The sequence below is a fragment of the Streptomyces sp. NPDC039423 genome, assembly GCF_055598725.1.
The window spans coordinates 711,504-731,465 of record NZ_JBVKAH010000001.1 but is presented as its reverse complement, the minus strand read 5'-3'; the positions used below and the strand labels follow the sequence as shown (position 1 = coordinate 731,465).

Sequence of the window (19,962 nt, the reverse complement as noted above, 5' to 3'; positions counted from 1 at the left end):
CGTCGGCCGGGTGGGGGGACCATGAGACAGCGGATCGTGCGCCTGGCCCTGGTGGCCGGTGCGACCGTCCTGGCCCTGCTGGTCCTGCTCACCACCTGCGGCACCGGCGGCACCGGCGGTGGGGGCGCCGCGCCGGCGCCGGACACCAGGGCCTCCGGGGCCGCCCGCCGGGCCGGCACCCCCGTCACCCGGCTCACCGTCCCGCCCGCGTACGACACCTCGCGCGGCTGGGAGGTCACCGGCCCGGTCACCGGCCCGTCCCCCGAGTACGTCCTCGCCCCCCGGACCGGGACGCTCGCGTACCTGGAGCGGGTCGACGGCACCCGCTTCCGCCTCCGCACCCTCGACGCCCGGACCGGCCGCCACGGCTGGGCGGGCCGGCCGTGGCGGCCGCTCGGCGGGCCCGGGAGCTCCCCCGGTCTGCTCGTGCTCGCCAAGGACGGCCGGCAGTTCTTCGCCACCTGGTCGTACGGCAGGGCCGGCGACGACCCGCTGACGACGGCCGGCAGCTTCGTGTCGCTCGACGTGTACGACGCGGTGTCCGGCACCCGGCGGCGGGTGGAGGTGCCCTGGCCCGACGTGCCGATAGTGACCGGCACCGGGCCGGGCGTCCTGATCAGCGACGGGCGGGCGAGGAGCGCGGTCGTCGCCCCGGACACCGGCGGGGTGACGACGGTCCCGCCGCAGCGCCTCGGCCCTCCCGCGGGCTGTGCGGACTGCCGCCGGCTCACCGCCGTGCGCGGGGTGACGTCGAAGGGCCTGCTGGTGAGCGGCGCGCGGGGCTTCTGGGTACGGGGCGGCTGGGCCGGCCGGGACCGGGCGCCGGCCGGCGCGGACCCGGCGAGCGGGGTGCCCGCCGCGCTGACGGCGGAGCACGTCCTGGCGCGCTGGCGGGGGCGGAAGGGCGCGCCGCGGGCGGCCACGCACGACGTGTGGGCGGTCCACGAGGCCGCCACGGGCAGGCCGCTGGTGAAGGCCGAATGCCGGCGGCCGGCGCTCGAACCGGGCGAGTACCCGCGGGCGGTGGTCTCGCCGGGCGGCCGGTACCTGGTCGCCGGGAGCCTCGCCTTCGACCTGGACGCGCGGACCGGGCGCTGCTTCGAGGAGCCGGACGGTTCCCGGCCGCTGACGCTCACCACCGTCACCGACCGGGGCGTGGCCTACGGCGCAGGCGGTGCCCGTGACGCGGCGGACGCCCTGGCCGGCGGGGGCAGCCCGGTCGCCGTGGACCTGGCGACCGGGGTGCCCCGGGCGCTCGGGGCGAGCGTGCGGCTCCCGGTGGCGGAGGTGGCCGGGGTGGGCGTCTTCCGCTGGACGGACCCGCGGGACCGCGTCCACCTGGTCGGTTACGAGGCGCGGGGCTGACGCTCCTGCCGCCGCTGCCACGGGCGGCACAGGCCCAGGAAGCAGGCGACGGCGCCGAGGCCGCACACGAGCTGGACCACCGCCATCGGGACGGCCGTCGCCTCGCCCGCGATGCCGACGAGCGGTGACGCCACGGCGCCGACCAGGAACGAGGTCGTCCCCAGCAGCGCGGAGGCGGAACCGGCCGCGTGCGGGGTGCGCATCAGGGCCTGGGCGTTGGTGTTGGGCATCGCCAGGCCCATCGCCGACATCAGGACGAACAGGCCGGCCGCGACCGGCGCGAGGCCCACGGGACCGAACACCCCGCTGGTCATCAGCAGCAGCGCGGCGGCCGCGAGGGTGATCACCGCCAGGCCGAGGCCCAGTACCTTGTCCAGGCTGACCCGGCCCACCAGCAGCTTGCCGTTGATCTGGCCGACCGCGACCAGCCCCACGGAGTTGACGCCGAACAGCAGGCTGAAGGTCTGCGGCGACGCCCCGTAGATCTCCTGCACCACGAACGGGCTCGCGGAGATGTAGGCGAAGAGGGCGGCGAAGGCGAGCCCGCCCGCGAGCATGTAGCCGGAGAACACCCGGTCGGCGAGCAGCCCGCGCATGGTGCGCAGCGCCTCGCCGACCCCGCCGGCGTGCCGCTCGGCGGGTGGCAGCGTCTCACCGAGCCACTTCCACACCACCAGGGTCAGCAGGACGCCGACCACGGTGAGGGCGTGGAAGACCCCGCGCCAGTCGGTGGCCCGGAGGATCTGGCCGCCGATGAGCGGGGCGACGACCGGGGCGACCCCGGAGATCAGCATCAGGGTGGAGAAGAACCGGGCCATCTCGACGCCGTCGTACCGGTCGCGCACCACGGCCCGGGCGATCACGATGCCGGCCGCGCCCGCGAGGCCCTGGAGCAGCCGGAAGGCGATGAGCAGTTCGGGGCTGGGCGCCAGGGCGCAGACGGCCGTGGCGGCGACGTACACCAGCATGCCGGCGAGCAGCGGGCGGCGGCGCCCCCACCGGTCGCTCATGGGTCCCACGACGAGCTGGCCGAGCGCCATGCCGGCGAGGCACGCGGTGAGGGTGAGCTGGACGGTGGCGGCGGGCGCGTGGAGGGCCTGGGTGACCTGCGGCAGCGCCGGGAGGTACATGTCCATCGACAGCGGCGGCAGCGCGGTGAGCCCGCCGAGGACGAGGGTCACGAGCAGACTCGCCCGCCGCGCGGCGGGTACGGCAGAGGCGGCCGGGGTGCCGGGAGCGGGGGCCTGGGGGTCCCCGGCGGGCGGGCGGCCGGCGGCCGCGGGGGCCGGGCGGGCGGCCGGAGGGTGGTCGGCGGGTATGTGTCCTGGGCTGCTCGGGCCGCTGCTCGGGCCGCTCTCCGGCATCTCGTCTCCTGTCGTGGGGGCCGGGCCAATGCTCTCAGCTCGTCGACGGTGGTTGAAACCTCAATCTGGGGGGGCGGTTATGGGCGGGACCGTGCGGTGGGGCGTGCCGGCGACCTGCGGGCCGGTGAGACGGAGTCGCCGCTGGTGCCGCTGGACGGGACCCTGGCCGTGATGCGGACGCTCGACGCGGTACGGGACCGGGTCGGCGTCCGCTACCCGGCCGACGGGGCGGTCACACGGGGTGGAGCCCCGGGTCGCCCGCCCCGGTGACGAACGAGGGGCATACCGGCCCGACCGATTGTCGGGTACACAACATCCACATGTCGGCCACTTCCGTATCGCGTGCCGGACCCTCCCGTACGCTGCGGCCCATGAGCGCTGTACGGAGGATCGCGGTGGTGACGGGAGCCGGCTCGGGCATCGGCCGGAGCGTGGCGCTCGCCCTGGCGGAGGACGGCTGGTCCCTGGCCCTCGCGGGCCGCCGGGCGGAGCCCCTGCGGGAGACGGCCGCCCTCACCGGCACGGACGCCCTGTGCGTCCCGACCGACGTCACCTCGCCCGACGCGGTGACGGCCCTGTTCGCGGCCGTCCGGGACCGGTTCGGCCGGGTGGACCTGCTGTTCAACAACGCGGGCAGCTTCGCCGGGGGCGGCACACCGGTCGAGGACCTGGACCCCGGGACGTGGCGCGCGGTCGTCGACGTCAACCTGACGGGCGCGTTCCTGTGCGCCCAGGCGGCCTACCGGCACATGAAGGACCAGTCACCGCAGGGCGGCCGGATCATCAACAACGGCTCCATCTCGGCGCACGTCCCGCGGCCGCACTCGGTGGCGTACACGGCGACCAAGCACGCCATGACGGGCCTCACCAAGTCGCTGTCCCTGGACGGCCGCCCGTACCGCATCGCGTGCGGCCAGATCGACATCGGCAACGCGGCCACGGAGATGACCGAGCGGATGCGGACGGGCATCCTCCAGGCCGACGGACGGCTGGCCCCGGAGCCGGTCATGGACGCGGCGGACGTCGCCCGCACCGTGGCGCACATGGCGGCGCTGCCGCTGGAGGCGAACGTCCAGTTCGCGACGGTGATGGCCACGGCGATGCCCTACATCGGCCGGGGCTGACCCGGGCGGGTGGACCCCGAGGGCGCCGGCGTCCCGGCCCACCGGCGCCGGTCCTGGCGCCGGGCTATGCCTGGCCGGTCTCGAAGCGGGTGACCTTCCCGTCGTCGCCCACCGTGAACCGCCACGCCGTCCGCATCTCCCCCCAGGTGTCGTTGCGGTAGCGGACGGTCAGGGCACGGCCGCCGGCCTGCTCCGACTCGACGTCCATGTGACCGCCCACCGTGAAGATCTCCTTCTCGGCCCACTGGTCAAGGTCCCGGTCGGAACCGTCGTCCGCCATGGTGGCCCCGGGCGCGAGGACGGCGGCGAACGCGGCGCGGTCGCCCGCGTTCACGGCGGTGACGAAGGCACGGACGGCGGGGTCGGTGAGCTGTTCCGCGGGGATGGTCATCAGGCGTCTCCTTGGGTACGGGGCCGACGGGGCGGTTCCCCACCGGTACCCCCCGTACCCGGTACACCCCCGGACCCCGCGTTCCGGGGACGTTGCGCCACCCGTGGCGCGTCAGGGGCACCGCCCGGCGCTGCGGGCGGGACGCGGTGCGCGGGGCGGACCATCGGCCGTATGAACACGGCCATCAGCCGGGAGACCGAATACCCCGCCAGGGCGGGATCTCCACATGAGTGAGCGGCACCCGACGACCCATGAGCTGCGGAGAACGCCATCCGGACCTGAGCGTGCCGGGCATGCCGTGCAGATCGGTGACCCGGATTGTCACCGAGGCGGGAGAGGCAGACGAGTTGGGCTGTACGCCGGGGACTGTCGGCGCAACGCTATGACCTGCACAAACGAGCAGGTACGGTGCTTCCGTGGCTACTTTGATGGCTACGCAACAAGACATCCCCGCCGGGATCGGCCCGGACGGGGACGTCGTCGCTCCTGAGATCAGACGGTCCCTTCGATGCGTTCGAAGATGTCCGCGTCGGTCTCCCGCTGCCAGTCCGGCAGGTCGGACCAGTCGGCAACATATCCGGGCTTCGGGTCTTCGAAGTGCCTGAACATCTGGGCGGTCCAGCAGATCGCGACGAATCGGCCCTTCTGCTCGCGTGTGAGCCTCGCCGTATGCCCGCCGCTGACCTCGATGAAGTCGCGCACCTGCCCGTACACGGCGGTGGCCGCTTCGCGCTCCCAAGCGGGCGTGTCGTCCCACGGCGTGACGTAGCCAGGCTTGGGCTCGCCGGGATAGTGCTTGTTCACACCGTCGATCCACGCCTCGCGGAAGATCCGGCCGTCATTCATGCGCGTGTCCCTCTCGTCATGCGGTGCGCGGAAGCGCCGCGATTCGGTGATCAAGAGTCGAGACTCGGTCATCGGACATGAGCGGGGCAAGACGCCCCCGAAGCCCGTCCAGCTTCTTGCCGATGAATCCCGAATTCGACCGGTCGGCCAGTCCCAGTGCTTGCTCCGCGTAGTGCACGACCTGGTCGATGTCTCGCCTATGCACCCCGAGCACGGCGAGGTCGCTCAGGACGGCAGCGCGGCGACGCAGGGACAGAGGCTGGGCAAGGGCTGCGGTGAGCGCTTCATCGGCGAGATCAGGGCGGCCCAGTTGGAGGTAGCAGGCCCCTCTCTCCTCTGCCAGGCGGGAGCCGTCGAAGCGGAGCCAGCCGCTGTTATGGGAGTGAGCGCTGTCGAGGGCGTGCACTTTCTCAGCTTCGTCAAGAGCCCGGTTGCACGCGTCGAGATCGCCCACGGCCGCGTACGCCTGCGCCTGGACAGCCGCGACCCAGTGACGGGTGGAGAGAGTGTCGTCACCTCTCCGGGCGATGCGGAAAGCTGCCGCGAGCAGGGGCTGGGCAGCGTGCGCGCGGCGCGCGTACAGCTCGACGTACGCGTGGCGGGTCATGGCACAGGCCCACAGGTCGTGGTCGCCACCGGCATAGGCCGCGTTGGCGGCCAGTGTGTAGCACTGCGCGGCGTCGGTGTACCGGTTGGCGTCGAAGAACAGCTCGCCGACGAGCTGGTAGAGGTCGGCCGTCATCCGACACAATCGGGACCGATCCACGGCAGTACGCGTCTCGGTCAGTCCCTTCGCCATCACATCGAGCTGTGCGCGCACCGCAGGGAAGACGACCTGCTTGGCGTCCGATAGCGCGTAGACCTGCCAGAGGCTGCGATGCAAGGCGTCCCCCGTCTCCAAGAGCGTCGACGCTGCGCGCCCTCGGGCGGCATCACCGGGATCGGGAAGTGCGACCAGCGCACCCGTAACGGCGAGCAGGCCCAGGACTTCGCGGCGCTTCATGTCGTCATCATCACCATGGAGGAGGGGTGGAGCAGCGGAGAGCCCGACTGTCTCGGCCAACTGATCGTCGGAGAGAAGGGCTTCCAGCTCGGGGAGGGTCACTCCCAACAGCCCTGCGATCTTCGGCCGTTGATGGGGACGCGGGGTGGCACGACCACTTTCCCAACGGACCACGGTGGACGCGGCCACCGAGAGCGCTTCTGCGAATTCCTCCTGAGAGTAGCCCCGGGCCGCGCGCCGTTCCGCAAAGCACCTTCGCCTCGACGTCATAGGTCTCCCCTCACGAGAACCCTTTCACGCACGCATACCCGCCACGCGCCAACGCCTGGAAAACGCCCGGGCATTGCGCGAGGTCCGCTCTGGGAGAAGGTAACGGATCGTCGTTGACTGGTCACACACCGCTCGGAGGCCGAAGGACCCTCCGGGCGGCTCGCCACGGAGAGGAGCGACCGAGTGACAACCTCCGGACTGCCCCGCAGGAACCCTGGCGTCAGTGGCCGTACGTACACGCTGCCGGAGCCCCGGCCGGGTGCGCCGAGCCGGGCTCTTCGGGTGCGAGCGGCCGGCGGCTGGGAGAGGTTCATGCGCCGCATCGAGGCCCGGCAGGAGCCGGAGGAGTGAACCCGGTCGGTTCCGACGGCTACGAGCACCACCCGCTCCTGGACACGCTTGTCCGTGACATCGCCTCGCGTGGGGAGGGTGTGCTCGTCGCCGTCACACAAGAGCTCCACAGCCACGGCATGGTCCGCATCGCGCACATCCGGCCCGCGTCCGGAGTCGAGTGGACGACCGCGGCCGACAACATCCAGGCCGCTCACCCCTGAGCCGCGGCCCGCAGATCGCCGTCCGCGCCCCCTGGCGCAGACGGATTCCCGCATCACACCCTTCAACCCGAGGAGTCTCATGACCACCTCTGTCGCACTCCCCTGCCCCACGCGGCCGTGGGGTGCGGGCCGACTCGCGCCCTACCCGACGGTCGTCCGCCGACCCCACGCCACGGTCGCCATCGACCCCACGACGCAGCTCGGGGTGTTCCGCGACCGCGTCGGGCAGGTGGTCGAGATGGGCAAGCACGGCACCAGCTCGGGCACCGAGACCTCCACGACGACGAACTCGGACTCCCGGAACGACCAGGGTCACGATCAGGACAGCACGCAGGACTGATGACCATGACCGAGGAGAGGCCGGTTCTGGTGGCCACCGAGGCGGACGACATCACCGCCGACATGGTGATCACCGAACTCAACCGGCGAGATGTGCCGGTGGTCCGGTTCAACCCCGCCGACATCGGCGAAAACCTCACGGTCTCGGCTCGATTCGGCACCTGCCCGGCCCCGGTGGTCGGGCAGGTACGCACCCCGTCGAGAACCGCTGATGTGACCCACGTCCGGTCGGTGTACTGGCGCCGCCCGGAATGGCCCACGTTTCCCCACCTGTCCGCTGACGACTCCCGGTTCGCGGCGGCGCAGGTCCGCTACGGACTCGGTGGCACCCTCTTCGCCCTGGGCGGCCCTCTCTGGGTCAACCACCCCCTGCGCGTTACCGCAGCCGACTACAAGCCCGGGCAGCTCGTTCTCGCCCAGCAACTCGGCTTCACCATCCCTCCCACCCTTGTCACCAACGACCCGGACGAGGCCCGCGAGTTCGTCCAGGCTCAAGGGCAGGCGATCTTCAAGACGCTGCGATGGACCCCCTACACGCGTGACAGCGTGCCGATGACGGGATGGACCGCCCCCGTCACCCCCGACGATCTCGACGACAGCGTTCGGGTCGCACCCCACCTGTTCCAAGCCCGCGTGGACAAAGTCGCCGACGTTCGCGTACTGCTCGTAGGCCGGCACACGTTCGCCGTACGCATCGACTCCCAACTCCTGGACTGGCGCAAGGACTACAGCGCCCTGACTTACACCGTGGAGCACCTTCCCGACCGGGTGGCCAAGGGACTGCATGCCTACCTGGACCGGCTGGATCTGGTATCGGGAAGCTTCGACCTCGCGGTCGACCGGGCGGGGGCCTACTGGTGGCTGGAATTGAATCCCAACGGACAGTGGGGGTGGCTGGAGACCGAGACTGGCCTCCCGATGTCCGCTGCCTTCGCCGACCTACTCGCACAAGGAGATCGCCGATGACCGATCCGGCATCCGAGCGACGCCGCATGGCGACTGTTCTCATGAATGACGGGGTCCTGAAATCCCCCTGGCTGCGTGAGGCCATCGAGTCCGTCCCCCGCGAGCGGTTCCTCCGCCCGGGAGTCTTCCTGGACGAGGGGCGGACCTGGCGGCCCGTCACCGTCACCGACACGAATCCGGACGAGTGGCTGAAGATCGCATACAGCGTCGACACCCTCACCACCCAGCTCGACGGCCACCTCACCGCCGACCAGGCCGACGAACCCGTAATGGGCGTGCCCACGTCCTCCTCGACCGACCCGGCCACCGTTGTCGGCATGATCGAGACCCTGGACCTCGTGACGGGCCACCGAGTCCTGGAGATCGGCACAGGCACCGGCTACTCCACAGCCCTGATGTGCCACTACCTCAGCGAGGACAACGTCGCCACGGTCGAGGTCGACGCACAGGTGGCCGCACGCGCCGATGCCGCTCTCGAAGCCGTCGGCTTCTCGACATGGACGGTGACGGGCGACGGTCTCCTCGGCCACCCGTACCGAGCACCGTACGACCGGGTCATCGCCACCTGCGCGGTTCGCCGCATCCCGTACGCCTGGATCAGGCAGACGATCCCTGGAGGCATCGTCCTCGGCACGGTCGGCTCGTGGCCGTGGGGAACCGGCCTTGCGAAACTGACCGTCGGCGATGACGGCACCGCCGAGGGCTCGTTCGTCGGGCGCTCCTCCTTCATGCAGGCGCGCGCCCAGGCAGTGGCTCCCGCGGCTGGCGATCTCTCCGCCCGGACCGCGTACGCGGACAGTGAGCGGCGCACTCAGGTGTCTCCTCTTGTCCTGGAGGAGTGGATGCCCGCCTTCGTTGCGCAGTTGGCGGCGCCCGGCGTTCAGTTCGTCCGCGCGACGGGCGGTGACGGCTCGCCCTTGCGGTACCTGTTCGATCCGGAGAAGGAGTCGTTCGCCGAGTTCCTCGCCGACGGCGAGAACTGGACCGTCCGCCAAGGCGGTCCGGTGGCCCTGTGGGACGACGTGGAACGTTCCCTCGTCGCCTGGCAGGTCGCCGGGGCACCGGAGATCGACTCCGTACGGCTCCACGTGACGCCCACGTCCCACCGGTACTGGATTGACCAGGCGCCCTCCCTGCGCTGGGAACACCGGATCACCTGACCCACTACGCTCCGGACATGGACGACGAACCGCTCTCCCAGTGGGCCGAGCGTCGCGATGCGAGGATCGGGCAGCTCCGCGCCGTACCCCTCGTCACCGGCGACCCGAGGGCATCGCATCTGAACCCCGATGCTCCCCGCGCGATCCAGCGGTGGAACGGCCATCTGTGGGAACCGCACGGCTTCGCGGCGAACCTCGCGGAAGCACGACGCATCCTGTTTCCCCACACCGACGCTACCTCCACCCGTGAGGCAACACCGAAGCTCGGCCCAGGGACCGGCAGACATCGGAAGCCTCCGACTTCCTCATGATTCTCTGGCGTCCAAGCCATACCTCTGAAACCGGCCCCCAGCCGGTAGACCACCCGCGGCACACTGGCGCCCGTGAGTAACGACATATCCGATGACCGATGGGCACAGCGGGTGTATTTGACGTGGCTGGCCCGCGATACTCGCTACGCTCTGGCAGCCCGGAACGCCCTGATTGGCTACAAGATCGAGGAGCTTGAGCCCTCGGTGGCCGCGCTCCCCGCTGACGGGGCGGCTCCGCTGTCCACCTTGCCCCCGTTTCCGATCATCCCGTTCGACGCACCCGCGCAGAACCCTGGCGGCATTCAAGCCTGGCTTGACGAGCAGAATTCCACCGGCCCCGGGACCGCAACAGAGGACACCTAGGCGTAGACGCATCGCGCGGAGGGCCCCCGACTCAGCCAACACCCACACCAAGCCGCCCAGCGTGGCTACCTTCGTAGCAGCGAGGTCCGGTTTAAGCCGGTACGGAACGGGGTGAGTGGGCGCCCACGATTCCACGAGAACAGGCGTCTGACCTGCGGTACCGCAGATCAGACGCCTGTGGGGCAGACGAGTCGGGCTGTACGCCGGGTTCTGCCCCACTCAGGGAGCGATCACGCTCTGACCTGCACGTTTATGGGAATCCGGCGGCTGTTCCGACCCTCTGGGACTTCTCAGGGACTTTCAGCCGAGATCCGTGAGCCACGCCTCGATCGCGGACAGTCCCCGCGCGCCAGCCTGCGGCATGAAGTGAGTGTACGTCCGGAGCGTGAACGCCGGATCGGAGTGCCCCAGCCACTTCGCGAGCGAGACGATCGACTCACCGGCTTCGAGCATCACCGAGGCGTACGTGTGACGCAGGACGTGGAAGCCGTGCTCGCGGCTCGGCTCCCATACGCGCGACGGCTTTTCGCCCGGCTGCCGCTCGGGCAGCGGCGGGATGACTCCCACGTCGGCGAGCGCCGGCTTCCACGCCTTGGTGTTCCAGGTGGTGCGGTTGATCGCACCACGCCGCCCGGTGTACACGAGCAACGGGACGGTGACCTTACGCCGATCCTCGCGCGCGAGGATCGGGCTCCTCGGGGTCCAGCCACGGCAGGGTGACGTCGATCGGCTCGAAGCGTTCCTGGTGAGTGAGGAGTCGCTTCGCGAGCACCTTCGGCAGAGGCACGTCGCGCTCCTTGCCACCCTTGGGCGGGCCGAAGTACAGCCGCGACTTGTACATGAGGATCTGGCGCTCGACGTGCACCAAGTCGCCGTGGACGTCGTTGGGGCTGAAGCCGAACACCTCACCCTGTCGGAGTCCGCATCCGACGCCGAGGTCGAGGGCGATCTGGTAGCGGTCGGCCAGCGCCTCCCGTACGGCGTCGACACGATCCTGCTCCCAGGCGCGAGCCTTGCGCTCCGGTTTCTTCGGCGGCTTGATCGAGCTGTTGCCCTTGCACGGGTTGCGGTAGAGCCGCTTGTCCTCGACCGCGGCCTGCATGATCGCCTTGAGGTACACCCACGCGACATAAGCCGTGCTCGACGCCACCGCCCTCTGCACGTCGGCCGACCACTTGCGCAGCTCCGCGACACCGATGTCCCTGAGCGCCAGGTCTCCGAGCTGCGGCAGCACCTGCCCCCAGATCCGGTGCCTCATGCTTTCCAGCGTCTGAGCGGGATGCACCTGGGACGGCCACCAGTGCTTCTCGACGTACTCACGAAGGCTGATCGCACCGTCTCGCGCGTCGACGAAATCCCCCCGACGTGCGTCGGTCTGCGCCTCGGCAAGCCACGCCTTGGCGTCCGCGACCGTGTCGAAAGACCGGTCGCGGACCCCCGGTATCCCCTTGACCCGATAGCGCGTGCACTTGCCCCACAGAGCGGTGCGTTCGCGCTTGCCCGTCTCCTTGTTCGGTCGCTTCTTCAGCCACCGGTCTTCGATGTAACCCGCCATACTCGTCTTACCCTCGGCTCGCCTGGCTTCTCTCGACGCGATCAGCGTCGCGATCAGACACACAGACGATCGCCGTGCGCACGAAATTCCGAGTGCTAATGAACTCCTCAGACCAGTTTTCGCAGGTCAGGCAGCCCGGCGACGCTCACGCTGCTGCGGGGCCTTGTTCAACGGGTTGAGGGCCGGGTTCGACCGCGAGTCCACCTGCTGCTGCTCACTGAGCCACGCATCGAGCAGATCCCGGCGGTACATGACCCTTCCGCCGGGACCCATCCGAAAGCTGGGCGGCCCTTGCCGGCGGTGACGCCACACGTAGAGCGTGTTCACCGAGATGCCCATGTACTTCGCGGCGTTCTGGACGTTCAGGAAAGCGGCCTCAGCGGCAGGATTGGACTGGTTACGCATCGTGTCTCCGGTGTAAGCGCTGCCGAAGCAGCGGGCGTTCCGACCTCCCGGCTGCCGCACCGTGACGACGTTCACCGCGCGGCAGGGGCTGGCGAGACGGATCAGAATCCGGAGAATCGGTGATTTGGTGCAGCCGTCCCGACGTGATACCGGAAGACGACGTTCATCCAGCGTCGCTGTCCCGTCTCGAGCGCTTCGCTCGCGAACAATGCGGCTGCGACGAGCGGGTGCCGGCGGGGCAGATTGTGCTTACGAGCCAGGCTTCCGGGAGCAATCACGTCGCGTCCGCCGGCTTGTGACCCAGCATTCAACGCTCGCCGAGGCCGCTCATGCTTCGAGACCCGAAACCTGATCGGCTGGGCCGTTCCATCGCATCGGGCGCCAGCATCCACCCGGCGGGGCGAGCGCTGGAAAGTGTTGTCACTCGCAGGCGGCGCCGATGCTGGAGATTGACTCCTGGATCTGATGAGCCCCCGGCCGGGCATGCGATTCAATGCTGCTGTACGTCGATCTGCACCTCGACTCACGGGAAGCGCCGATGACACTGCAGCCGTGGAGCAGCCAGAGGCATCAAACTGCCATCGGCAGGGTCGGGCTCTCCGCTCCCGCGCGTCAGGCCGTGATCGACCTACAGATGACTGATGGCGTGCGGGCTCTGGACTACGGCTGTGGCAGAGGCGGCGATGTTCGCGCTCTGGAGCAGCTCGGGCTCGACGTCTCCGGTTGGGACCCTATGCACCGGCCTGACGGGGAGCTCCGTCCCTCCGACGTCGTGCTCCTCACCTACGTCCTCAACGTCATCGAGAACCCTGCTGAGCGGCGCGCCACGCTGGCGAAGGCATGGGAGCACACGAGGGGCACGCTCGTGGTTTCGGCCCGGCTTCGTTGGGAGCGAAACCAGATCAAGGGCAAGAAGTATGGCGACGGTGTCCTCACGAGCCGCAATACCTTCCAGCACCTCTTCGCGTCGAACGAGCTTTGGGACCTCGTTCAGGACGTGACTGGTGTCCGCTGCCTGTCAGCGGCTCCCGGGATCCTTTACGCCTTCAGGAGTGACGAAGCGCGTCTCGCCTACCTCGCTCGTCAGGTCATGCCAGACGCCCATTGGCTGGCCTCCGAGGACACCGCGTCCGCGATCTCTGCCGTCGTAGATCATCTGGAGCGCCGTGGTCGACTCCCGAATCTCGAGGAGATGCCTCAGCCCGTAGCGGCACTCCTCGGTCACCTAAGGCCTCAAGAACTCAAGCGCCTTGCCGAGCAGTCCGCCGATCCGTTGAAGGTAGAGGCTGGCGCGAAGCGGTCATCCCTCGACACACTGCTCTTCCTTGCAGTCGAGCTCTTCCACGGCCGCGGGCCGTCCAGCAGCCTCCCCATCCCGGTTCAGTTGGACATTCGGGCCTTCTTCTCGTCGTACGCGGAGGCGTGCAAGCGGGCAGACCGGCTTCTCTTCAAGCTTCGCGACGATGCGTACGTGCGTCGCGCCATGAACGGATCTTTGGCTGGCAAGTTCACTGCGACAGCCTCTACGTGCACCGCAGGGCGCTTCCGCGAATCCCCACCGTTCTGCGTGTCTACGAGCAGTGCGCCAGCATCGCTGCTGGTCGACCTCCTGCGTGGACTGTCGTCAAGCTCCGTCACCAGGGCCGCGGGGTAAGTTGGCTCGATTACCCTGACTTCGACTCGGATCCCCACTCCCGGCTTACATCCTCCTATACGGTTGACTTGCAGCCCCTGAAGTCCTCCTTCCTGTCGTACGCCGATTCGACGAACCGACCTCTGCTCCACCGCAAACACGAGTTCCTGGCCCCAGACGACCCGGACGCTCCGAGGTACCAGCGGTTGACCGAAGCGGAGGTACGCGCTGGCCTCTACGAGCATCCGCACTTGATCGGCAACGAGGAAGGATGGGAGCGGGAGCTCTCGCGCACTGGACGATCGTTGAGAGGCCATCGGCTGGTCCGCCGGACTGGTAGTTGAGCGGTTCAGCGAAATTGTCGGCTCCCCACCAACCCCGGATAGTCTGCAGCCCCGGTGACGCTGAAGTCGCTCTCGCCATCCAGCGCCGCCGGGGCCGACGGTCAGGTCATGCACCATCCAGAATCGCAGTCACCGTCTCCGACCTCCGGAGCATCAGCCTCAGAGTCGAGTCCCGGTATGGCCTCCTCAAGGGGCCTGCCGTACCGAGTCAGGTACACAGAGTCCCTTCCAAGTGCTGCTCGTCGCCTATTGATCGTCTTTTCTAGCTGAACCGCCACCTTGAAGAGCTCGGGCTCGACCCGCCGCTGAAGCCGCCAGGCTTCAACCGTGCGAAAGGGGCAGAAGAAGCAGGCGCTCTTCGGCGGAACCGGCAGCCCTGCGTCCTGGATGATGCGTTCACAGTCGCTTCTACGAAGCCCAAGGTCGAGCAGGGGGTACTCGATCTGCTCGTGCGCCTCACAGCGGCGACGGTTCGCTCTGTGGATCTCATCGAGGGATATGCCGATGCCTACGGTGGCTGGATCGAGGGCGGTGGCACCGTGCTCGCGCAACCAGCGCCCCACAACCTTGATCTTGAAGTCAGCAGTACAGGACCGGCGCCCAGGCGCGCCGTTGGCCATCCGGATGGGAATCGGGATCGATCGAATGCCCGGCCTGTTCAGCCTCTCCATCAGAGTCTCGGTCGAACCGTCTCGACGGCGGCGCTCCAGATGATGCAGGTCGAGGCCAGCACGGGCGGCGTACGGCCTCGCTACTTCGCGCACGTACGCCAAGGTCCCAGGGTGTTCGCTGTCGTCACCCACGTTCGCGAACAGGAAAGTTGGATAGTCAATCTCGCGCCGAGCCGCGAGAACCAGCAGGGCAGTTGATTGAACTCCGCCGCCATACGAGATGACCTTCACGAGGCCCTCTCATGGCAAGGGATGCGGTCGCTTTCGCGTCGCGGGTCAGGGAGATGGTCTGACATGTGACTTCCGATCTAGAGGGCTACATCGCCGTTGAAAGTTTCTATGGACCACAACCAACCATCAACTGTTTATTCCATCCAAGGCGCAAGTCGCCCACCGTGCACCCCAAACGGGCACAGGGCGTCGAACAGCGTCTGCTTCTACCGACGCGGCACACCCTGGCCGCAAGCTGCGGAGCCCATGGGACCGCACCGCAAGATGCGCTGCGCTCTCGCGCTTCACCAACTGCCAGCTGACCGACGGGGATGAGCCTTCACGGGCCACTACGCAGCGGTGGGCGCCGATCCAGCATCGGCGGTCAAGGTCGCGCTACGGGCACCATGAACCCTCAAGAAAGCGTCCGCTCCATGACGAGCGCAAACTCAGCAGTCTTCGATCACAGCGGCTGAGCACGCGGAAGGCGATGTCAGCAGGCCGCGTTCAGCGGATCTGAGCTGTCGACGCAGTTTGACTGCAGTACCAGACAGCTCCACCGGACGCCGTCACGGCCATGAAGGTCACGACGCTCGCTGCGGTGAACTGTCTGCAGCCCATGTGCACTGCCCAACTCAACCGTCTCAGGTGCGGACACCTCGAACATTCGGCGGCCATTGGGCACAGGACCGTGGCGCAGGTCCACGAAGAACCGACCGCGAGGCACCAACAAGGCGGAGATCCTCGCCATCGCTCGTCGACGTTCCTCATCATCCAGATGCATCCACACCGCAGTGGCGAAGATCGCGTCAAACCGAACCGGATGCCGGCTCAGTGTGAGGTCCGGGAGAGCGTCGTCAACCCAGTCAATCCCGCTGTCCGCATGAAGCCTCTGCCCGTGCGCTCGCAGCTCCACAGTCGGCTCAACAGCCACGACGTTGTGCCCCAGGGCTGCCAGCGCGGCAGCGTCGCGCCCAGTCCCTGCGCCCACGTCCAAGACCCGGCCAGGCTTGGCAGGAACGAACCGCAGCACGTCGCGGTGGACATCGTCGAAAGTGACTGCCTCGTACTGAACAGCCAGCACGTCCGCCGCCTCGGCGTATCCAGCAGTTCCCCTGGCCAGCCGACGTCCACCGGCGTTGGGAGCCACCTCATCGCCCATGGCTGAAGGGTACCTACCCGCTGATCTCAGCATCACCCTGCCGATGGCAGAAGCGGGCGTAGCGGCCCCGTCAGGCATGCAACCACATCAGCGTGAGCGGGGAGTCCACCGGGCCCAAGCTGCCCAAGGAGCGACGTTTACGCCTTGCTCCGCAGAGGCCGGATCACCACTGAGTGCCCCTGCGCAAAGGCTGCGGCTAGGAAACTCGCCGCTTCGTCGCCCTCTTCGCTCGTAAACGTCCGAGGAGCAGGAAGAGGCGCCCGAGCGGGATGAGATGCCAGCGATGCGCTGCGACGCCCCCGGGGCTTTTGCAGACCGCGCGCTCCGCCACGAAGCCGCTGGACTTCTTCCTGTTGTACCGCACGGCCACGGGCCTTCGCATCAGCCACGATCGTCTCGATGAGCCACAGAGGCGAACCGGACAGCTCAAGATCAGGTGGCGCGATCTGCTTCCGGTGGCGCCAGCGGGAAATCGTCCCCCGGTCACGGCCAAGGATCTCGGCAACTTCCATGAGCCCCACGATGGTCGGAAGCCGCTCTGACCGTTCGACGAGATATCCGCCGGGTACGGAGGCTTCATACTCGGCCACCCGTTGCTCTGCGACTTCCCGAGCGCCGTCCTGACGGAGCTGAAGCACCGTCGGCAGCAGCCAGTAGGGGTTCCCCGAGATCACCACATCAGGTTCAGCCAGGGTCCCTTCGGCTCTCCACTTCTGCGAGGTCTGACGCTCCACTCCGTAAAGGGCAGCGATCTCGGCGTGTCCAAGCAGATACGGCTTCCGTACCGCCACCATGCGCAGCACCTTTTCGATCAGCGTGGCAGGCGAAGACCCCCGCGGAAGAGCATGAGATCCTCCAAAGATACCGCTCGCGCTGCATACCCGCCCTCAGCCGGGCATCCCAGCTGCGACTGCGCTCGTCGGCGGGTTGACAGGGTGTCTTTACGATCTTGTTGGTTCGATGAGGACTCACCCACCTCCTCACGGAGTGTGGCCGGTGCTGTCTGCCAGGACCTCACGAAGCCGCGCGCGAGCCCAGTCGGCGGCGTCCTCGACGCCGACCTCCTCGAATGCGTCGATCGCCTCGCGGAAGCAGTGCACTGCCTGTGCGTGCCGGTTCAGCTGATGATGGGTGAGCCCGAGGTTCATCAGGGTCTCGCCCTCCCGGAACCGGTCCCCGTGGGCCCGCTGTACCTCCAGGGCCTCCTCGTACAATGCAAAGGCCTCGTCAAACCTCGCCAGTTCGGCGCACACGTTCGCGAGGTTCTTCAGGCAGTGCCCCTCCAGCACGACATCGCCAAACTCCCGGGCGACGGCCAGGGCCTTTCGGAAGGCCGCCCCGGCTTCTTCGTACCGGCGCAGGTCGTAGTACACGTTGCCGAGGGTGTTCAGCGTAGTTCCCTCGCCAGCCCGGTCGCCGAGCTCGCTGCAGATTGCGAGATCCCGCTCCAGGGGCTCCAGGGCATGCTCCGGGGCGCCGTTCCTGAGGAAGAGGGAGGCGATGTTGTGGAGCACCATCCCCTCGCCGTGTTTGTCGCCCCTCTTGCGGTACACAGCCATGGCCAGCTGCAAGGTGGGGAGCGCTTCTTGGAGGTCCCCCAGTTCCATCAGCGCTAGGGCTGCGGAGTTAAGCACGGGCGCCTCGCTGGGGTGGCCGCCCAGTTCCTCGATGAGTCTGACGGCACGCGAGAGGTAGGACAGGGCTTGTTCCGCCTGGTGTGTGGCCCCGTACAGGCCCCCGATGCTGGCCAGCACCTCAACGTCGAGTCGCGGGTCCGCGACCCTGCCCGCTGCTTCCTCCACCGTGTCGAAGACGTCGCGCCAGTCCGCATGGGCCCGCTGCTCGAAATAGCCGATCATGTTCATGGCCAGGGATACGGTCATTAGATCGAAGCCGGCGCGGTTGGCGATGGCGACGGCCGCCACGAGGGTGCCGTGCTCGGCGTCGAACCACTCCCACGCCTCGCTGCTCGACACGAAGCGCTCACCCTCAGGGTCGCCGGACCTCCAACGGACCCGCAGGTCGGCCTCCCGCGCGTTTTCCTGCAGATGGAGCAGAATCCGCTTGAGGCTTTCTGTCGCCTCCTCCGTGTGCTGAGGCTCATCCGCCTTCTCCTGCGCGTAGAGGCGGATCAGGTCGTGCATCATCCAGCGCTCGGGGACCCGACCGTCTAGAAGGTGAGCCCCTGCGAGCCGACGCACGACCTGCCGGGTCCCGAGAGGAGCGGCGTCGAGCAGTACGACTGCTGTCTCCAGAGAGAAGTCGGGTCCCGGGGCGAGGGCGAGTAGCCGGAAGGCCCGGGCATCCGCTGGTGCGAGGCGTCGGTAGGAGAGGTCGAAGGCGGCCCGTACGGCCATGGGGTTGCCCAGGGCGTCGACATCTTCGTAGGCGAGTCCGTCGAGCCGGCTGCGGGTGTCTGCCAGCTCCTCGACGAGGCCAGTTAGGGGGCGGTGGGGCTCCGTCCCCAGAATGGCGGCGACAATCTGGAGGGCGAGCGGCAATCCACCGCAGAGGTCGCCGATCCGCTCGGCGTGATCGGGGGCGTCGGTGACCCGGGAGTCCTCTGGGCGGGCGATACGCAGGGTTCGGTCGAGAACCTGTGCCGAGCTCGACCGGGATAGTTCGCTCAGATCGATGTGGCGTCCCGGTACGGACGCCAGGACGTGCCGGGACGTGACGACAATTCGGTGGTGCGGACGGGTCGGAACGAGCGGCAGGATCTGCCCCGCGGACGAGACGTTGTCCAGGACGATCAGCAGCGGTCGCCCCTGGCCGGCCAGTTGGTCTGCTCGGGCCTGCCACAGTGCCAGCACGTCGTCTCCGCTGGGCGGGATGTCCTCCTCCGGCGTGCCGAGGTGCCTGAGCAGAAGCGCAGCCGCGTTCACGGGCCCGAGGTCGGCGTCGTTGCCGCTGTAGCCGCGCATGTCGATGAAGAACGTCCCGCCGGTGAACCAACCGAGGTCCCTGGCGCGATGGGCCGCCTCGACGGCCAACGCGGTCTTCCCCGCGCCTCCCATGCCGGCCACAAGGGTGACCACGGAGGAGAGAGATGCCGTGTCCTGAGGGGCGAGCCGGGCGAGCAGGTCGTTCAGTGAGTCGTCACGGCCAACGAAGGTCACTGGGCGGGGTGGCACCCGGTCCACGACGGGCGCGGTCTGCTGCACTTCGTGTCGATCGCTCGTGGTCGATCCGGCCGTGGTGCGCGGCCGACCACCGCGGCGGGCCCTTCGTTCGTCGCGAGCCACCTTGAGAAGGGCCGCCCAGGTGCCCTCGGGCCGCGTGGGATGCCCATTCTTCGCCGCCAGCCGGTTCAGGTAAGTGACGAGCAGGAAGAAGTACTTCTCCTTCGGGCCGGGGCCCGGTACGTGTCCCGCGTTCAGCCAGGCACTGAGCGTGGAGTCCGAGATTCGAAGCGGGGGGACCTGGTTCGAGCCGAGCCGGACGAGCTGGCTCAGGGTCGGTTCACCCGCCGCCTCGTAAAGGCTACGCAGCTCGGTGCCGAATCGGTCGACTGCTCCGCCCATGTTCCCCCATCTGTCTTCCCGTTCCATCGTGCGCCGGAAGACTCGCATCCCCGTCCCCACCAGCGTACTTGTGCCTCCGGGCCTCGCCGAAGGTCGCTGGAAACCCTCTGGAAGGCGGAGATCTGGGGCTGTCGCCGGACGAACCACGACCGGCATCCGACAGGAGGCACCCATGACGAAGAAGTCCGCTCCGAAGCGCCGCCCGGCACGCGACGGCGAGCCCGCAGGCAAGGCAGTCCCGAGCACCTCGCGCACGCGCAGGGCGCGGCTCACCTGCATCCTGATCAAGAGCGTCTGGGCGGTGGTCACCCGCTCCGCGATTGAAACGCTGTGGTCGTGGCTCTCCTCGTGACGCGTGGCGGACCCTCCGCGAGCCGAGCGCCGAGACGCCCGGCAAGATCC

At 68.6% G+C, this 19,962-nt stretch carries 20 protein-coding genes and 2 pseudogenes; 11 read left to right on the top strand and 11 right to left on the bottom strand.

Annotated features, from left to right (window positions below; genetic code table 11):
* Positions 1-21: 21 nt before the first annotated feature.
* A complete protein-coding gene (locus tag ACZ7LK_RS03265; protein ID WP_471138156.1) occupies positions 22-1,365 on the top strand; it encodes a hypothetical protein in 1,344 nt (447 codons plus the stop codon).
* On the opposite strand, the gene ACZ7LK_RS03260 is transcribed toward ACZ7LK_RS03265, so the two are convergent.
* Positions 1,347-2,729 (bottom strand): multidrug effflux MFS transporter, encoded by a 1,383-nt coding sequence (locus ACZ7LK_RS03260; RefSeq protein WP_471138154.1) that lies wholly within the window; start codon positions 2,727-2,729, stop codon positions 1,347-1,349. The two genes, ACZ7LK_RS03265 and ACZ7LK_RS03260, sit on opposite strands and share 19 nt — an antisense overlap.
* A gap of 114 nt (positions 2,730-2,843) precedes the next feature.
* Here ACZ7LK_RS03260 and ACZ7LK_RS03255 point away from each other — a divergent pair.
* A pseudogene (locus ACZ7LK_RS03255) lies at positions 2,844-2,999 on the top strand (gfo/Idh/MocA family oxidoreductase); the annotation flags it as partial.
* A gap of 101 nt (positions 3,000-3,100) precedes the next feature.
* Complete coding sequence (locus tag ACZ7LK_RS03250; protein WP_469464429.1) at positions 3,101-3,853, top strand: SDR family oxidoreductase; 753 nt, start codon at positions 3,101-3,103, stop codon at positions 3,851-3,853.
* Between the two features lie 64 nt (positions 3,854-3,917).
* Here the strand turns inward: ACZ7LK_RS03250 and ACZ7LK_RS03245 are convergent, their stop codons facing one another.
* The 3 genes from ACZ7LK_RS03245 to ACZ7LK_RS03235 form a co-directional block, all read right to left on the bottom strand.
* Positions 3,918-4,244 (bottom strand): nuclear transport factor 2 family protein, encoded by a 327-nt coding sequence (locus tag ACZ7LK_RS03245; protein WP_469464428.1) that lies wholly within the window; start codon positions 4,242-4,244, stop codon positions 3,918-3,920.
* A gap of 492 nt (positions 4,245-4,736) precedes the next feature.
* Positions 4,737-5,090, bottom strand: coding sequence for a hypothetical protein (locus ACZ7LK_RS03240; RefSeq protein ID WP_392276688.1), 354 nt, complete (start codon positions 5,088-5,090; stop codon positions 4,737-4,739).
* A gap of 16 nt (positions 5,091-5,106) precedes the next feature.
* Complete coding sequence (locus ACZ7LK_RS03235) at positions 5,107-6,363, bottom strand: helix-turn-helix domain-containing protein (protein ID WP_392276583.1); 1,257 nt, start codon at positions 6,361-6,363, stop codon at positions 5,107-5,109.
* Between the two features lie 347 nt (positions 6,364-6,710).
* On the opposite strand from ACZ7LK_RS03235, the gene ACZ7LK_RS03230 reads away from it, so the two are divergent.
* The 6 genes from ACZ7LK_RS03230 (at position 6,711) to ACZ7LK_RS03205 (ending at position 10,056) form a co-directional block, all read left to right on the top strand.
* On the top strand, positions 6,711-6,917 hold the full coding sequence (locus ACZ7LK_RS03230) for a hypothetical protein (protein WP_392276582.1): 207 nt from the start codon (positions 6,711-6,713) through the stop codon (positions 6,915-6,917).
* A gap of 79 nt (positions 6,918-6,996) precedes the next feature.
* A complete protein-coding gene (gene tgmA / locus ACZ7LK_RS03225) occupies positions 6,997-7,257 on the top strand; it encodes a putative ATP-grasp-modified RiPP (RefSeq protein ID WP_392276581.1) in 261 nt (86 codons plus the stop codon).
* Positions 7,258-7,262: 5 nt separating this feature from the next.
* Positions 7,263-8,222: an ATP-grasp ribosomal peptide maturase gene (tgmB, locus tag ACZ7LK_RS03220; RefSeq protein ID WP_392276687.1), complete on the top strand. Its 960-nt coding sequence runs from the start codon at positions 7,263-7,265 to the stop codon at positions 8,220-8,222.
* A complete protein-coding gene (gene tgmC / locus ACZ7LK_RS03215) occupies positions 8,219-9,382 on the top strand; it encodes an ATP-grasp peptide maturase system methyltransferase (protein ID WP_392276580.1) in 1,164 nt (387 codons plus the stop codon). Before tgmB ends, tgmC begins: the two co-directional genes overlap by 4 nt.
* 17 nt (positions 9,383-9,399) lie before the next feature.
* Positions 9,400-9,693, top strand: a complete 294-nt coding sequence (locus tag ACZ7LK_RS03210; RefSeq protein ID WP_392276579.1) for a DUF6087 family protein — start codon at positions 9,400-9,402, stop codon at positions 9,691-9,693.
* Between the two features lie 72 nt (positions 9,694-9,765).
* Positions 9,766-10,056: a hypothetical protein gene (locus ACZ7LK_RS03205; protein WP_392276578.1), complete on the top strand. Its 291-nt coding sequence runs from the start codon at positions 9,766-9,768 to the stop codon at positions 10,054-10,056.
* 300 nt (positions 10,057-10,356) lie between these two features.
* Here ACZ7LK_RS03205 and ACZ7LK_RS03200 read toward each other — a convergent pair whose 3' ends face one another.
* From ACZ7LK_RS03200 to ACZ7LK_RS03190, 3 genes are all read right to left on the bottom strand, one after another.
* The gene (locus tag ACZ7LK_RS03200; RefSeq protein ID WP_471138613.1) at positions 10,357-10,698 is read right to left on the bottom strand and encodes a tyrosine-type recombinase/integrase; all 342 of its coding nucleotides are present in this window, start codon (positions 10,696-10,698) and stop codon (positions 10,357-10,359) included.
* A gap of 19 nt (positions 10,699-10,717) precedes the next feature.
* Positions 10,718-11,611, bottom strand: a complete 894-nt coding sequence (locus tag ACZ7LK_RS03195; protein ID WP_471138150.1) for a tyrosine-type recombinase/integrase — start codon at positions 11,609-11,611, stop codon at positions 10,718-10,720.
* A 126-nt stretch (positions 11,612-11,737) separates the two neighbouring features.
* Complete coding sequence (locus tag ACZ7LK_RS03190) at positions 11,738-12,016, bottom strand: helix-turn-helix domain-containing protein (protein ID WP_471138148.1); 279 nt, start codon at positions 12,014-12,016, stop codon at positions 11,738-11,740.
* 493 nt (positions 12,017-12,509) lie between these two features.
* Here ACZ7LK_RS03190 and ACZ7LK_RS03185 point away from each other — a divergent pair.
* Positions 12,510-13,993: pseudogene (locus ACZ7LK_RS03185) on the top strand (DNA phosphorothioation-associated putative methyltransferase).
* A 101-nt stretch (positions 13,994-14,094) separates the two neighbouring features.
* On the opposite strand, the gene ACZ7LK_RS03180 reads toward ACZ7LK_RS03185, so the two are convergent.
* The 4 genes from ACZ7LK_RS03180 to ACZ7LK_RS03165 all read right to left on the bottom strand — a co-directional run bounded on the left by ACZ7LK_RS03180 (position 14,095) and on the right by ACZ7LK_RS03165 (position 19,560).
* Complete coding sequence (locus tag ACZ7LK_RS03180) at positions 14,095-14,895, bottom strand: phosphoadenosine phosphosulfate reductase (protein WP_471138146.1); 801 nt, start codon at positions 14,893-14,895, stop codon at positions 14,095-14,097.
* Between the two features lie 472 nt (positions 14,896-15,367).
* A complete protein-coding gene (locus tag ACZ7LK_RS03175; RefSeq protein WP_471138144.1) occupies positions 15,368-16,036 on the bottom strand; it encodes a class I SAM-dependent methyltransferase in 669 nt (222 codons plus the stop codon).
* Between the two features lie 137 nt (positions 16,037-16,173).
* On the bottom strand, positions 16,174-16,830 hold the full coding sequence (locus ACZ7LK_RS03170; RefSeq protein WP_471138142.1) for a hypothetical protein: 657 nt from the start codon (positions 16,828-16,830) through the stop codon (positions 16,174-16,176).
* Positions 16,831-17,016: 186 nt separating this feature from the next.
* Positions 17,017-19,560, bottom strand: coding sequence for an ATP-binding protein (locus tag ACZ7LK_RS03165; protein WP_471138140.1), 2,544 nt, complete (start codon positions 19,558-19,560; stop codon positions 17,017-17,019).
* A gap of 172 nt (positions 19,561-19,732) precedes the next feature.
* Between ACZ7LK_RS03165 and ACZ7LK_RS03160 the strand changes: the two genes are divergently transcribed.
* Positions 19,733-19,912 (top strand): hypothetical protein, encoded by a 180-nt coding sequence (locus tag ACZ7LK_RS03160; protein ID WP_471138138.1) that lies wholly within the window; start codon positions 19,733-19,735, stop codon positions 19,910-19,912.
* The last annotated feature ends 50 nt before the right edge of the window (positions 19,913-19,962 follow it).